We start from the raw sequence: 13,224 nt of genomic DNA, 5'->3' as shown, positions 1-13,224 counted from the left end.
ATGTCTCGCCTGCACTCCATGCAACTGCGCCTGCTGGCCTATCTGTCGGCCGGCGTGGCACTGGTCTGGCTAGCTGCTGCGGCCTGGACCTGGGTGGACGCCCGGCATGAACTCGATGAGCTGCTCGACAGCCACCTCACCCAAGCGGCCGCTTTGCTGGTGGTGCAGCAGTCGCATGTGGACGATGAGGTGGACGACGAGGAAGCGCCTGTCCTTCACAAATACGCACCGCGTGTCGCGTTTCAGGTCTTCCACGAAGGCGTGTTGGTGGCCCGCTCGGGCAACATCGGAACGACGCCGATGAGCCGCGAAACCCGCGGTTTCGATACGGTGGCCCTGGACAACGGCGAACGCTGGCGGGTGTTTGCCACCCGCGGCAGCAAGCGCGATATCCAGGTGTATGTGGGTGAGCAACTCGATTCGCGCAACGGCATCCTCAAGGCCGTGTTGCGCGGCATGTTGCTGCCGTCGATGTTGGCCTTGCCCCTGTTGGCGGCCCTGATGTGGTGGGCTGTGCGCAAAGCCCTGGCGCCCTTGGACGCCTTGGGTCAGAGCTTGCGCAGCCGCGCCCCGGACAGCACGGTGCCGGTACCCCGCGACGACTTGCCCACGGAAATGCGGCCCATGGTCGATGAGCTCAATGCCTTGTTGCAACGCATCGAGGGCATGGTGGCGTCAGAACGCCGCTTTACGGCCGATGCGGCCCATGAGCTGCGCACGCCCATCGCCGCCATCCGCACCCAGGCCCAGGTGGCCATGGGCGCGGTGGATGATGCGGACGAGCGCCGCCATGCCCTGCAAAACACCCTGGCCGGATGCGACCGGGCGGCCCGCCTTGTCGACCAACTGTTGACCCTGGCGCGGTTGGATGCCCCCGTGGCCGCTGCTGCCACCGGGGCGACCGACCTGAGTGCCCTTGCCCGCAGTGTGGCAGCCGACATGGCTCCCCAAGCCTTAGCCCAAGGACAGGATTTGGAGTTGCAAGCGCCCTCGGCCTGCATGGTGGCTGCCGATGAAACCCTGCTGCGCATGCTGCTGCGCAACCTGCTGGACAACGCGAGCCGGTACTCCGGCCCCGGAGCGAGCATTTGGGTGGAAGTGACGGCCTCCGGCGGCATGGCGCATTTGACGGTACAGGACGGCGGACCCGGCTTGACCGATGCGGAGATGTCTCGCTTGGGCGAGCGCTTCTTCCGGGTACTAGGGTCGGCCCAAACCGGTAGCGGCTTGGGCTGGTCCATCATGCGGCGCATTGCCGAGGCTACGGGTGCCCACGTGCAACTCGGCCGTTCAGGCACGCTGGGAGGCCTGCAAGTCCAGGTGCGCTGGCCACTGGCGACAGCGGGATAAGACCCGATTTTCGGCAGGGCGTCTCTGGAAAGGACCGCGGAGCCTGCCAGAATTACGCATGTTTTTTCAAAAAATCCAACGTTTCGTGATCCCCTTGGCTGCGCTGGCGGCCTTGGTCTTGAGTTACCGCCACTACGGCTGGCCGGGTGTGGCCCTGGTGGGCGGCGCTCTGGTGATGTGGCAGTTGCTGCATTTCACCCGCATGCTGCAGGTGCTCAAGCGGGCGGCCAACCGGCCCATCGGACATGTGGACAGTGCCGTGATGCTGCACGCCAAGTTGCGCCCCGGGGTGCCCCTGCTGCACGTGGTGGCCATGACCCGCTCGCTGGGCCAGCTCGAATCCCCCAAAGACACCCAGCCGGAGCGCTTCCGTTGGTCCGATACCTCCGGCAGCAGCGTGTTGTGCGTGTTTCTGGGTGGCAAGTTGCAAAGCTGGGAGCTGTTCCGTCCCGAGCCGCCAGCCTCTGAGGAGGCCGCAGGAACCCCGGCGGCCTTGACGGTGGACGTCGCCCCGTAAAATCTTGCTTTTTGCATGACCTGCAACCGAATTACTTCAAGGACACCCTGATGAGCGTACTACCTCCCTCCATGTCTGATCGCGACGGAAAAATCTGGATGGATGGCCAGATGGTCGAATGGCGTGATGCCAAGATCCACGTGCTGAGCCATACGCTGCACTACGGTTGCGGTGCTTTTGAAGGTGTGCGTGCCTACAACACCGTGAACGGCCCGGCCATTTTCCGCCTGCAGGAGCACACCGAGCGCCTGTTCAACAGCGCCAAGATTCTGCGGATGGCCATTCCTTTCACCCAGGAGCAAGTCAACGACGCCCAGTGCGCCGTGATTCGCGAAAACAAGCTGGAATCCGGTTACCTGCGCCCCCTCACCTGGATCGGCGACAAGAAGCTGGGCGTGTCCCCCAAGGGCAACACCATCCACTTGATGGTGGCCGCATGGGCATGGGGCGCGTACTTGGGCGAAGAGGGTATGCGACGTGGCATCCGCGTCAAAACCAGCAGCTATACCCGCCACCACGTCAACATCACCATGACGCAAGCCAAGGCGGTGAGCAACTACACCAACTCCATTCTGGCCAACATGGAAGCCACGGATGATGGCTACGACGAGGCCCTGCTGCTCGACAGCTCCGGTTTCGTGTCCGAAGGTGCGGGTGAAAACATCTTCGTGATCAAGAACGGCGTGATCTACACCCCTGACTTGTCCGCTGGCGCCCTCAACGGCATCACCCGCAACACCGTGTTCCACATTGCCAAGGACTTGGGCCTGGAAATCGTGCAAAAGCGCATCACCCGCGATGAGGTCTACATTGCAGACGAAGCCTTCTTCACCGGCACCGCTGCAGAAGTGACCCCTATCCGTGAACTCGACCGCATCGAACTGGGCAAGGGCGACTATGTGGGCAGCCGTGGCCCGATCACCGAAAAAATCCAAACCGCGTTCTTTGACATCGTCAACGGCCGCAATCCCAAATACGCCCACTGGCTCACGAAAGTCTGATCATGTCCAAAGCTGTTGTTGAACTCCTGGCCAAAGACCTGAACCACCAGGGTGGTGTGTTTTGCCCCAGCCCGGTGGCAGGCATGCAAACCTGGAACACCCACCCCAAGGTCTACCTCGACGTAGGCCGCGCCGGCGAAGCCAAGTGTCCTTATTGCGGCACGGTGTACAAGCTGAAGGACGGCGAGCATTTCGACGGACATCATTAAGGCCCTGGTCATCGCGCCCCAATGGATAGGGGACGCGGTGATGACCGAGCCGCTGCTGCGTCGTCTGGCGGCGCGGGGCGAGCGCATCACGGTGGCGGCGGTGCCTTGGGTGGCACCGGTCTACCGTGCCATGCCCCAGGTTGCCGAGGTTTTGGTCTTGCCCTTTGCACGCGGTGGCGTGCAGTGGGCCGCCCGCCGGGCGTATGCCGCTGCCTTGCGCGGCCAATTTGCCAGGGCCTACGTCTGCCCCAACTCCCTCAAAAGCGCGCTGATCCCGTTTTGGGCGGGCATTCCTGAGCGCATCGGCTACACGGGGGAGCTGCGGTTCGGCCTCCTGAACCGGCGCCTCCCGAATCCGCCCGAAGGCAGCCGCCCGCCCATGGTGGCGTTTTACTCCGCCCTGAGTGGTGAATCCGGCGTGGATGCAGACCGGCCTGCTTTGCAGGTGGCAGCGGATGCCATTGCCGCCGTGCTGGCACCGCGTGGCTTGCAGGCGCAGGGCTTCTATGTGGTGGCGCCTGGTGCTGAATATGGCCCGGCCAAGCGCTGGCCCGCAGGCCATTTCGCTGCCATGGCCGCACGGCTGGAGCAGCCGGTTTTGTTGCTGGGCTCGGCCAAAGATGATGCGGTGTGCAACGAGATCGCGGAAGCGGTGAATTCCGTCCGCCCCGACCACTGTGTGAATCTTGCCGGACGCACCAGCCTGGACGAAGCCGTGGCGCTGATTGCCGGTGCCCATGCGATGGTGAGTAACGATTCCGGCCTCATGCATGTGGCGGCAGCATTCGGCGTGCCGCAGGTCGCGATTTTCGGATCCTCCAGCCCGCTGCACACGCCGCCGCTGAATCCGGCCGCCACGGTCCTGTGGCTGAAGAACGACCCTTCCTACCAGCCCCCTCTGGACTGCGCGCCCTGCTTCAAGCGGGACTGCCCGCTGGGCCACACCCGATGCCTGAACGACATCACCCCGGACAGGGTGCTATCGGTTTTGTAGCTGCCCGCGCATATTCCGTGAGCGCCAGAGCCAGATTTTGCACAAAAAAAAGCCACCCGAGGGTGGCTTTGTAAAGTCCCCGGAGGGACGTCGTTGGAACCTGTTGAAGGAGGCCTATGCTTGGCCTTCTCTTCTATCCTTGTGAACTGTGACAGCAGCTGGGATGAATTTTCGTGCGGCGCAGCACAAAGCGGTATCCCCCATTCGGGTGAATTTGCAGCTTTTTGCAAAGTTTTTGCCAATCTTCAGAATTTTTCAGGTCGCGCCGCAGCGCCCACGGCGGCCTAGAACCCGGCAATAGTCCAATCTGCGCGGTGCCGGGTTCTTGCAATGCGTACGGCGTTAGGCTCGTCGGTATCGCGTATCCAGTCGCGGGCGGCTTGTTCACTGCGGCCAAAGCGCATATGCCGCGCCAACAAGCGTTGGTATCGCGTCTCAGGGTCCAGGTCCAGGTACCAGGCTTCGTCGAGCAGGGCACGCACTTCGGCCCATGGGCCCTCTTCCAACAGCAGGTAATTCCCCTCGGTGATCACCAGGGGCTTATCACTTTTCAGCGCAATGCAGCCTGCAATCGACTCTTCCAAGCTGCGGTCAAAGTCGGGCGCGTAGATGGTCTCGCCCGGATCCTGCTTTCGCAGGCGCTTGAGCAAATCCACATACCCGGCACTGTCGAAGGTCTGTGGAGCACCCTTGCAATGGCGCAGCCCCAAGCGTGTCAACTCCCGGTTGGCGAGGTGAAAGCCGTCCATGGGCAGGTATTGGCTGCGGTCGTGAAAGTGGCGTTGCAGTGCCTGGGCCAGTGTGGACTTGCCGGCGCCCGGCCCGGCAGCAATGCCGAGAATGACCCTGCGTCTTTTCTTCAGCAGAGCCTCTACGCGTGCAACGGCCTCGCGTGGCGGGGTGAGCGCGGGCATCGGGTCGTTTTCCGGGATCGAGATATTTGCGGCCTGATTAGGGTTTTCCATAATTAAAGTAACTTGATTTAGTTGGTCGCTGAAGTTTATAGTCCGGTCACGCCGAAACCAGAGCGTAGTTCCCCGGGGCCCATTCCCGGGGTTTCATGACCACCAGTGTCGTACCGACCGAGGAGACTTGAATGAAAAAATCCACCACCCTGGCGCTGACCGCCATCGCATTTGCTGCTTCCGCCGCCACTTCTGCATTTGCTGCAGAACCCGTGATCGGCTTGATTACCAAAACCGAAAGCAACCCCTTCTTCGTGAAAATGAAGGAAGGCGCTGAAGCCGAAGCCAAAAAGCTGGGCGCCAAGCTGCTGAGCGCAGCCGGCAAGCAAGACGGTGATACTGCCGGCCAGATCGCCGCGATGGAAAACATGGTTGCCGCTGGCGCCAAGACCATCCTGATCACTTCCTCCGGTGACGCCATTGTCCCCACCATCAAGAAAATCAAGGCCCAAGGCGTGCAAGTGATTGCTTTGGACAGCCCCGTTGACGAAGCTGATGCTTTGTTCGCCACCAACAACTACAAGGCCGGCGAGCTGATTGGCGCTTATGCCAAGGCCGTGATGGGTGGCAAGAAGCCTGTGATCGCGACCATGGACTTGTTCCCCGGCCACCCGGTGGGCGCACAGCGTCACAACGGTTTCCTGGCAGGCTACGGCTTGAAGACCCTGGACGCCAAGAGCAACGAATTGGCCCAACCCGCAGAAGTGGTCTGCATGGCTGACAGCTACGGCGACGCAGCCAAGGGCCAGACCGGCATGGAAAACTGCTTGCAGAAAAACAGCAACATCAACGTGGTGTACGCCATCAATGAACCCGCTGCTGCCGGTGCGTACAAGGCGCTGAAGGCCGCTGGTAAAGAAAAAGATGTCGTGATCCTGGGTGTGGACGGCATGTGCTCCAACGGTGTGGGCAACGTCGAGAAGGGCGTGATCGCTGCGACCAGCATGCAATACCCCCTGAAGATGGCTGCAATGGGCGTGGCTGCCGGCGTGAAATACGCCAAAGACGGCAAGCGTCAGACCGGCTACACCGACACCGGTGTGGACCTGGTGGTGGGCAAGCCTGTGGCTGGCATCAAGAGCATCGACACCAAGACCGCTCGCGGTCAGTGCTGGGGCGATTAATCGTCTCCAACTACCGGAAAGGCGCCGAGCCTGTACCGGTAAAGGGTCAGCACCCGCTGGCCCTATCTCCGAAAGCCCCTGATTTGGGGGCTTTCGTTTCCTCTTCCCTTTGTGCATAGTCCGGTGGCACTGACTGTTCCTTGCCGCAGATCTAGCAAAGTTGACTTCCATGAATACGCTCAAAGCCAAACTTCCCCCGATGGGAACCCTGGGTCCGGCCATTGCCCTCGTGCTGGCCTGCGCCTTCTTTTCTTTCCAGCATGAGAACTTTCTCACGCTGAAGAACTTTTCCCTGATCTTGCAGCAAGTCATGGTGGTTGGCACGATTGCAATTGGCCAGACCCTGATCATTTTGACCGCCGGCATCGACCTTTCGTGTGGGATGGTGATGGCACTAGGCTCCATCGTCATGACCAAATTCGCTGCCGACTACGGGCTGAGCGCTCCGGTCGCGATCCTGTGCGGCATTGCCGCGACTACCTTGTTCGGTCTGATCAATGGTTTGTTGGTCACCCGCGTCAAGCTTCCTCCCTTTATTGTGACCCTGGGGACATTGAACATCGCGTTCGCAATCACCCAGCTCTATTCCCGCGCCCAAACAGTGACCAACATTCCCGAAGGCATGAACCTGTTGGGCGAAACCTTTACCCTCGGTGCGGCCCGCGTACCCTTCGGTGTGGTGCTCATGCTGACTTTGTATGTAGCTGTATGGGTTTGGCTGCGTGACACTGCCCAAGGGCGCCATGTATACGCTGTGGGCAACAGCCCTGAGGCCACCCGTCTTACGGGTATCTCCACCGAAAAAGTGTTGTTAGGCGTGTACGTGCTCGCCGGAGTGTTCTACGGCATCGCATCCACATTGGCAGTAGCCCGAACCGGTGCCGGCGACCCGAATGCCGGACAAACCGAAAATCTGGACGCCATCACCGCAGTGGTCTTGGGCGGCACCAGCCTTTTCGGCGGACGCGGCATCATTCTCGGCACCCTGGTCGGCGCGCTCATTGTGGGTGTGTTCCGCAACGGCCTGACGCTGATGGGGGTGTCCTCGGTCTACCAGATTTTGGTAACCGGTATCTTGGTAATTCTGGCTGTCGCCACGGATCAAATGTCCCGCAAAGGAGCACGTTAATGAGCGCCCCGCAAATCGTGATGCAGGCCAAGGGCCTGGTCAAACGCTATGGTCAGGTGACTGCTTTGGATGGCGCTGACTTTGAACTCCGCGCTGGTGAAATCCTCGCGGTGATAGGCGACAACGGCGCAGGCAAGTCATCGCTGATCAAGTGCCTTTCCGGCGCCACTATTCCGGATGAAGGTGAAATTCTTCTCGACGGCAAAGTGATTCACTTCAAGAGCCCCATCGACGCCCGCATGTCAGGCATTGAAACGGTGTACCAGGACCTCGCTGTGGCGCCCGCCATGACGATCTCTGAAAACCTGTTTCTCGGCCGTGAACTGCGTCGTCCGGGCCTTCTGGGCAAACTGGGTTTCATCGACAAGAAACGCATGCTCTCTGAGAGCATTACCCGCATGAACGACCTCAAGGTCGGTATCCGTTCCATGACGCAAGCGGTGGAAACGCTGTCTGGCGGGCAGCGCCAGTGCGTTGCGGTGGGCCGGGCGGCCGCTTTTGCGCAGCATGTGGTGATCATGGATGAGCCGACGGCCGCTTTGGGCGTCAAAGAAGGCAATATGGTGCTTGAGTTGATTCGCCGAGTGCGCGACAAAGGCTTGCCAGTCGTGCTGATTTCTCACAACATGCCGCACGTGTTTGAGGTGGCGGATCGCATTCACATTGCCCGACTGGGCAAACGCGCAGCGGTGGTCAACCCCAAGAAAATCAGCATGAGTGATACCGTGGCGGTGATGACAGGTGCCAAATCGGTAGATGAGTTGCCTGAAGAAGCGCTAGCTTTTTAAGAAAGAGGAACGACCTTGCTCAAGGGAATCGATCCGGTGCTGACACCGGAATTGCTCAAGGTGATGATGGAAATGGGCCATGACGACACCATCGTGCTGGCCGATGCCAATTTCACCGCTGTGCGGTATGCCAACGGCAAACCGCTTATCCGTTTGCCGGGCATTGGCATGGCACGCGCTGTCGCGGCGGTGACATCGCTAATGCCTTTGGTTGCGGACGAACGCCATCCGGTGGGCTTCATGCACGTGACCGGACAAGCGCCGGGCTACCGTTCAGCACTTCAGCGTGAGGTACTGGAAAGCTTGGAACCCGGCTTTCTGCAAGGGCAAACGGCCGAAGCCATTGAGCGTTATGCCTTTTATGAACGCACGGCATCTGCTTTCGCGATTGTTCTGACTGGCGAGCTGCAGCCATTCGGGAACTTCTTGTTGCGCAAGGGAGTGATAGGTGACAATCTCCGTCCATGAGCATTGTCGAATCCCTGCTGAACGCGCGCGCTGAGGCGCTGGCACCGCCGGTGGTCACGGCGCCCCCGGTACTGCGGCCGCGTGGTTCCAACCACGTGGGTATGCGCCAGTTCAATGAGCGCGTGGTTCTGCAGGCGGTTCGACTGAACGGAAGTTTGCCCAAGGCCGACTTGGCCCGACTGACCGGGCTGACCGCCCAAACCATCGGGCTCATTACCACCCGGCTTGAAGACGACGGGCTGTTGCTTCGGCAAGACCGGGTGCGCGGCCGTATTGGCCAGCCGTCTGTTCCCATGGCCCTGAATCCGGATGGCGCATTCTCCCTCGGCATCAAGATCGGCCGGCGCAGCGCCGACTGGTTGTTGGTGGACTTTACCGGCGCGGTCCGCGCCCGTGAAACTCTGCCGTATGACTTTCCGGATGCGGAAGCGTTGTTGCCCGAAGTGCAAAAACGCATGCGGGCCATCCAGGATGGCATGGGCCCCTTGGCACAGCGTGTTGTCGGCGTGGGGGTAGCGGCCCCTTTCAACTTGGGCGGCTGGCACAAGATGCTGGGTTTGTCGGAAACCGTGTCCGATCAATGGAACCACATTGACTTGGCTGCCCAAGTGCAGGCCATGACGGAAGTCCCGGTGAGTTTTGCCAAAGACACGCAAGCTGCCTGTGTGGCCGAACTGGTATCCGGGCGTGGGCGCGATCTGAAAAGCTTTCTATACCTGTTCGTCGACACCTTTGTAGGCGGAGGATTGGTGTTGAACTCGCATTTGCACGGCGGCATTCACGGCAATGCGGGTGCGGTAGCGTCTTTGCCCTTGCAAGTGGCGAGTGGCGGTGCGGTCCCCGAGCAACTGTTGGCCCACGCTTCTTTGTGGGAGCTGGAGCAACACTTCAAAGGAAAAGGCCTAGACCCTACGGCGGCCTACGATGATCGCGCGCTGGAGGGGCCCTATGCCCCTCTGACAGACGCATGGATTGCCAGTGCAGCGCAAGGTTTGGCCCAATGCGTAGTCAGCGGGACAGCCTTTCTGGATCTGGACGCGGTGGTGATTGACGGATCGTTCTCCCGCACCATGCTCAAACGGCTGATTGAGCAGACGACCCTGGCGCTTCGCAATTACAACTGGGAAGGCTTGTGGCCCGCAAAAGTCATCGCCGGAAGCATCGGCTCCGACGCCCGTGCGCTGGGTGGGGCCCTTTTGCCCTTGCACGAAAACTTTGCACCGGACCGCGACCTGTTTTTGAAGGTCACGTCCTGAATCACTTAGCCCTTGCGCATGGGCAGACGGATTTCAAAGCAGGCACCGCCTTCAGGCCGGTTGCTGCACTTCACGTTCCCCCCATGCCGCTCGGCAATAGACTTCACCAAGGCCAAGCCCAGACCGACGCCGCCTTCCCGTTCAGAAGCGCCGGGCAGCCGGTAAAAGGGCTCGAAGATGCGCTCTTGTTGTTCCGGCGGAACTCCGGGCCCCGCATCACATACCTGCAACACCGCCCAATCGCCGTCCTGTCGCAGAACTAAACGGACTTCACCTGCGCCATAGCGGCGGGCATTCTCCAGCAGGTTGTGCACCGCGCGCCGCAACAACTTGGCCACACCGGGTACCGCAAGCTCAGCCGCTTCCACATCCAGTTGCGCCTGATTGCGCGCACATTCTTCTGCTGCCAGACCGATTAACTCTACTTGCTCAATCGTGCCGAGATCTGCTTCTTTGGCATCCAGGCGGCTGGCAAGCAGGATCTCTTCGATCAGCTGATCCAGCTCGCTGATGTTGCGTGAGATCTCTTGTTTGAACGCGGGGCTGGGCGAACTGCCCATGAGCTCCAGGCCCATGCGGATGCGCGCAAGCGGCGACCGCAACTCGTGGGAGGCATTTGCCAGCAGAGATTTCTGGGATGCCAGCAAGGTATCGCGGGATCTGACCAATGTCTCTATCTGCTCCGCAGCATGGTTGAATCGCGAAGCCAGAAAACCCACTTCGTCGTCGCCTTGCATGGCCACACGTGCACTCAGGTCGCCACTGCCCCATCGTTCGACGCCATGTTGCAAGCTCTCCAGGCGCCGCGTGAGCCGCCGGATAATGGGGTAGGTGCCCAGTGCTACTGCGAGGGCCACCAGAGCCAAAGTCCAGCCAAAACCGAAGGGTGCACGGAAACTGCTGTTGGGCGGGCGCGGAAGATGCAAATGGATGGTCTGGCCGTCTTGCATGCGCACCAGAAACTCGGGGCCACGACCGAACCGTCCCGGGCGATTTTCGTCCGGACCGTCTGCGTTATCGTCTTTGTTGTCAGCGGGTCCGTCGCCCATCCCCAACCCTGGCATGGGAGGTGGCCGGCTCAGGCGGGCGCGGCCGTTGCCTATCACCTCGCCGTATTCATTGCGGACTACCACCTCCCGCAGGGGCGGTTCGCTGGTCATGCGCCAAGCCCAACCGGCCAGCAATGTCAGCACGATCACCGCCAGAATGACGGCGAGCCAAATGCGGACATAGAGCCGGTGCAAAAACATGGTCAGTCCTGCTGGCGGGCGAACACATAGCCGACGCCGCGCACCGTCAGAATCCGCTTGGGGTCTTTGGCGTCCACCTCAATCGCCGCGCGGATGCGGCCCATGTGCACGTCAATGGAGCGGTCAAAGGCCTCCAGCTCGCGCCCCCGTACGGCTTCCATGATCTGGTCGCGGGTAAGCACACGGCCGGCGCGTTCAGCCAGGGCCACCAACAGGTCAAATTGGTAGGAGGTGAGGTCACAGGGTTTGCCACCCACAGTGACGGTACGCGCATCCCGGTCAATCTCCAGAGTGCCGAAGCGCAGGGCTTTGCTATTGCTTGCAGGTGCCTCGCCCTTGCGACGCAGGATGGCGCGTATGCGGGCCAGCAATTCGCGGGGTTCAAAAGGCTTGGGCAGATAGTCGTCAGCGCCGATTTCCAGACCGATGATGCGGTCCATGGCATCGCCTTTGGCGGTCAGCATGAGTACCGGCACGTGGCCCATCGCACCGGGGAGGGCGCGGATGCGGCGGCAGATTTCCAGGCCGTCCATGTCGGGCAGCATCAGGTCCAGGATGACCAGATCTGGTGCATCAAGTCCGGTGTCAGGTGCCAGCCGGGCGAGCCCGCTGTGCCCGTCACCGGCATGGGCCACGGTGAATCCGGATTGGTCCAGATACTCGGCCACCATGGAGGCCAGCCGGGCATCGTCTTCGATCATGAGCAGGTTTTGGCGCATGCCCGCAGTCTAGCCGCGGACTGCCCAGAGGCGATGCGGCGGGTCTAAAGTTTCCGTAAAGTTGGGTAAACTTTGCTACGTTATTGATAGCTACTTGCGCACATTCAATGGGCGTCCGGGCCTGTTTTTATTCTGGATGCACATGCAATCAGCAGCAATACTGGAACTCCCAGGCAGGCCGTACCTATGAAGAATTGGGTATATCCGAATGCATTGACAAAGTCGCCTGAAAACCCGGCCAGAAATTTTGGCAACAACACCATCATGGAGCTGAACAAAGCGTACTGCGTGGCAGAGTAACGCACGTTTGTCAGGGATGAAAGGTAGGCCACAAAAGCCGCAGTCGCAATGCCGCTGGAAAAGTTGTCGGCAGAAATAACAGCCATCAGGGCATGCACATCATGCCCGCGGCTGCCCAGCCAGGCAAACAGCAAGTTGCTGCCGGCGCTTAGTACTGCCCCCAGCATCAGTATCCGCAATACCCCCCACCTCAAAGCCAGTGCCCCCCCCACAAAGGCGCCCACTAGCGTCATGATCACCCCGTACACCTTGGTCACCGTAGCGACCTCGCCTTTGGTGTATCCCATGTCCACATAGAAAGGGTTGGCCATGATGCCCATGACGACGTCACTGATCCGGTAGCTGGCAATCAGGGCCAGGATCAGGGCGGCATGCCAGCGGTGCCGCTTGAAGAATTCGGCAAAGGGCTCAATGAGCGCACTTTGCAACCACTCCGCAGCGTTGCGCGCGGGCGCCAAGGGCCGAGGAACAGGCTCGTTGGAAAACAGCACCGTCAACATGCCCGGCAACATGCTGAGCGCCATGACCAGGTAGGCGGTGCGCCACGCAGCGTATTGGTACAGCTCCGCATTGGGCGTTTCGCTGGCGGCCGCAATCCACAGAGCGCCCGCACCGGCCCATATCATGGCCAAGCGGTAGCCTGCCATGTAGGTCGCAGACAAGGCAGCTTGGTGCTGGCTGTCCCCCGACTCAATGCGGAAGGCATCCAGTGCGATGTCTTGCGTGGCGGAGGCAAAAGCCAATGCAATCGCGCACCACACCACGGGCGCCAAGGCCTGCTTTGGATCGGTGAATGCCATGATGCACAAAGCCAGCATGATGGCGCTTTGCGCCAGGATGAGCCAACTGCGGCGACGGCCCAGCAAACGCGTTAATACCGGAATGGGCAGGCGATCCACCAGCGGTGCCCACGCCCACTTGAAGCCGAAGGCGATGCCCACCCAACTCATGTGGCCGATGGTGCTGCGGTCCACCCCCGCTTCACGCAACCAGAAACTCAAGGTACCGAACACCAGCAAAAAGGGGAGCCCTGCGGAGAAGCCCAGAGAGAGCATGCGCAAGGACGCTGGTTCTGTGTATACCTTGAGGACGTCCCTCCAACGGGGTTTGTCATCGGGGCGCGGGGTGTCAGGCGTTACAGAGCTCATCGGGGA

15 protein-coding genes are annotated in these 13,224 nt (G+C 60.8%); 11 read left to right on the top strand and 4 right to left on the bottom strand.

Features of this window, described 5'->3' with window-relative positions:
- The 6 genes from RAN89_RS01840 to RAN89_RS01815 all read left to right on the top strand — a co-directional run bounded on the left by RAN89_RS01840 (position 1) and on the right by RAN89_RS01815 (position 4,359).
- A complete protein-coding gene (locus RAN89_RS01840) occupies positions 1-1,350 on the top strand; it encodes an ATP-binding protein (protein WP_313867971.1) in 1,350 nt (449 codons plus the stop codon).
- A gap of 58 nt (positions 1,351-1,408) precedes the next feature.
- The gene (locus tag RAN89_RS01835) at positions 1,409-1,867 is read left to right on the top strand and encodes a glycerate kinase (protein WP_313867970.1); all 459 of its coding nucleotides are present in this window, start codon (positions 1,409-1,411) and stop codon (positions 1,865-1,867) included.
- 50 nt (positions 1,868-1,917) lie between these two features.
- Positions 1,918-2,868, top strand: a complete 951-nt coding sequence (locus tag RAN89_RS01830) for a branched-chain amino acid transaminase (RefSeq protein ID WP_087495534.1) — start codon at positions 1,918-1,920, stop codon at positions 2,866-2,868.
- Positions 2,869-2,870: 2 nt separating this feature from the next.
- Complete coding sequence (locus tag RAN89_RS01825) at positions 2,871-3,077, top strand: zinc-finger domain-containing protein (RefSeq protein ID WP_087495533.1); 207 nt, start codon at positions 2,871-2,873, stop codon at positions 3,075-3,077.
- Positions 3,070-4,071: a lipopolysaccharide heptosyltransferase II gene (waaF, locus tag RAN89_RS01820; RefSeq protein WP_313869328.1), complete on the top strand. Its 1,002-nt coding sequence runs from the start codon at positions 3,070-3,072 to the stop codon at positions 4,069-4,071. Before RAN89_RS01825 ends, waaF begins: the two co-directional genes overlap by 8 nt.
- 120 nt (positions 4,072-4,191) lie before the next feature.
- Positions 4,192-4,359 carry a hypothetical protein gene (locus tag RAN89_RS01815; protein ID WP_313867969.1) on the top strand — a complete coding sequence of 56 codons (168 nt, stop codon included), beginning with the start codon at positions 4,192-4,194 and terminating at the stop codon, positions 4,357-4,359.
- Here the strand turns inward: RAN89_RS01815 and RAN89_RS01810 are convergent.
- Positions 4,356-4,985 carry a nucleoside/nucleotide kinase family protein gene (locus RAN89_RS01810; RefSeq protein ID WP_313867968.1) on the bottom strand — a complete coding sequence of 210 codons (630 nt, stop codon included), beginning with the start codon at positions 4,983-4,985 and terminating at the stop codon, positions 4,356-4,358. The genes RAN89_RS01815 and RAN89_RS01810 overlap by 4 nt on opposite strands.
- Positions 4,986-5,167: 182 nt before the next feature.
- On the opposite strand from RAN89_RS01810, the gene RAN89_RS01805 reads away from it, so the two are divergent.
- The 5 genes from RAN89_RS01805 to RAN89_RS01785 all read left to right on the top strand — a co-directional run bounded on the left by RAN89_RS01805 (position 5,168) and on the right by RAN89_RS01785 (position 9,801).
- A complete protein-coding gene (locus RAN89_RS01805) occupies positions 5,168-6,160 on the top strand; it encodes a substrate-binding domain-containing protein (RefSeq protein ID WP_313867967.1) in 993 nt (330 codons plus the stop codon).
- A 169-nt stretch (positions 6,161-6,329) separates the two neighbouring features.
- Entirely contained in the window at positions 6,330-7,289 is a 960-nt protein-coding gene (locus tag RAN89_RS01800) for an ABC transporter permease (RefSeq protein WP_313867966.1), read from the top strand.
- Entirely contained in the window at positions 7,289-8,077 is a 789-nt protein-coding gene (locus RAN89_RS01795; protein WP_313867965.1) for an ATP-binding cassette domain-containing protein, read from the top strand. Before RAN89_RS01800 ends, RAN89_RS01795 begins: the two co-directional genes overlap by 1 nt.
- Before the next feature lie 15 nt (positions 8,078-8,092).
- A complete protein-coding gene (locus tag RAN89_RS01790; RefSeq protein ID WP_313867964.1) occupies positions 8,093-8,545 on the top strand; it encodes an RbsD/FucU family protein in 453 nt (150 codons plus the stop codon).
- Positions 8,546-8,646: 101 nt separating this feature from the next.
- Positions 8,647-9,801 carry an ROK family transcriptional regulator gene (locus tag RAN89_RS01785; RefSeq protein ID WP_313869327.1) on the top strand — a complete coding sequence of 385 codons (1,155 nt, stop codon included), beginning with the start codon at positions 8,647-8,649 and terminating at the stop codon, positions 9,799-9,801.
- Positions 9,802-9,806: 5 nt separating this feature from the next.
- Here the strand turns inward: RAN89_RS01785 and RAN89_RS01780 are convergent, their stop codons facing one another.
- From RAN89_RS01780 to RAN89_RS01770, 3 genes are all read right to left on the bottom strand, one after another.
- Complete coding sequence (locus RAN89_RS01780; RefSeq protein ID WP_313867963.1) at positions 9,807-11,051, bottom strand: HAMP domain-containing sensor histidine kinase; 1,245 nt, start codon at positions 11,049-11,051, stop codon at positions 9,807-9,809.
- 2 nt (positions 11,052-11,053) lie between these two features.
- Positions 11,054-11,770 (bottom strand): response regulator, encoded by a 717-nt coding sequence (locus RAN89_RS01775; RefSeq protein ID WP_313867962.1) that lies wholly within the window; start codon positions 11,768-11,770, stop codon positions 11,054-11,056.
- 104 nt (positions 11,771-11,874) lie between these two features.
- Positions 11,875-13,218, bottom strand: a complete 1,344-nt coding sequence (locus tag RAN89_RS01770; RefSeq protein WP_313867961.1) for an AmpG family muropeptide MFS transporter — start codon at positions 13,216-13,218, stop codon at positions 11,875-11,877.
- Between the last annotated feature and the right edge of the window lie 6 nt (positions 13,219-13,224).

It is taken from the genome of Rhodoferax mekongensis (assembly GCF_032191775.1).
In the GTDB taxonomy this organism is placed as follows: Bacteria; Pseudomonadota; Gammaproteobacteria; order Burkholderiales; family Burkholderiaceae_C; genus Allorhodoferax; species Allorhodoferax mekongensis.
This window is presented reverse-complemented; position numbering and strand designations above follow the sequence as displayed.

What these genes read in the sequence shown, in the direction of transcription:
- RAN89_RS01840 (WP_313867971.1), top strand. Translation starts at nt 1, where the DNA reads ATGTCTCGCCTGCACTCCATGCAACTGCGCCTGCTGGCCTATCTGTCG.
- RAN89_RS01835 (WP_313867970.1), top strand. Translation starts at nt 1,409, where the DNA reads ATGTTTTTTCAAAAAATCCAACGTTTCGTGATCCCCTTGGCTGCGCTG.
- RAN89_RS01830 (WP_087495534.1), top strand. Translation starts at nt 1,918, where the DNA reads ATGAGCGTACTACCTCCCTCCATGTCTGATCGCGACGGAAAAATCTGG.
- RAN89_RS01825 (WP_087495533.1), top strand. Translation starts at nt 2,871, where the DNA reads ATGTCCAAAGCTGTTGTTGAACTCCTGGCCAAAGACCTGAACCACCAG.
- RAN89_RS01810 (WP_313867968.1), bottom strand. Translation starts at nt 4,985, where the DNA reads ATGCCCGCGCTCACCCCGCCACGCGAGGCCGTTGCACGCGTAGAGGCT.
- RAN89_RS01805 (WP_313867967.1), top strand. Translation starts at nt 5,168, where the DNA reads ATGAAAAAATCCACCACCCTGGCGCTGACCGCCATCGCATTTGCTGCT.
- RAN89_RS01800 (WP_313867966.1), top strand. Translation starts at nt 6,330, where the DNA reads ATGAATACGCTCAAAGCCAAACTTCCCCCGATGGGAACCCTGGGTCCG.
- RAN89_RS01795 (WP_313867965.1), top strand. Translation starts at nt 7,289, where the DNA reads ATGAGCGCCCCGCAAATCGTGATGCAGGCCAAGGGCCTGGTCAAACGC.
- RAN89_RS01785 (WP_313869327.1), top strand. Translation starts at nt 8,647, where the DNA reads ATGCGCCAGTTCAATGAGCGCGTGGTTCTGCAGGCGGTTCGACTGAAC.
- RAN89_RS01780 (WP_313867963.1), bottom strand. Translation starts at nt 11,051, where the DNA reads ATGTTTTTGCACCGGCTCTATGTCCGCATTTGGCTCGCCGTCATTCTG.
- RAN89_RS01775 (WP_313867962.1), bottom strand. Translation starts at nt 11,770, where the DNA reads ATGCGCCAAAACCTGCTCATGATCGAAGACGATGCCCGGCTGGCCTCC.
- RAN89_RS01770 (WP_313867961.1), bottom strand. Translation starts at nt 13,218, where the DNA reads ATGAGCTCTGTAACGCCTGACACCCCGCGCCCCGATGACAAACCCCGT.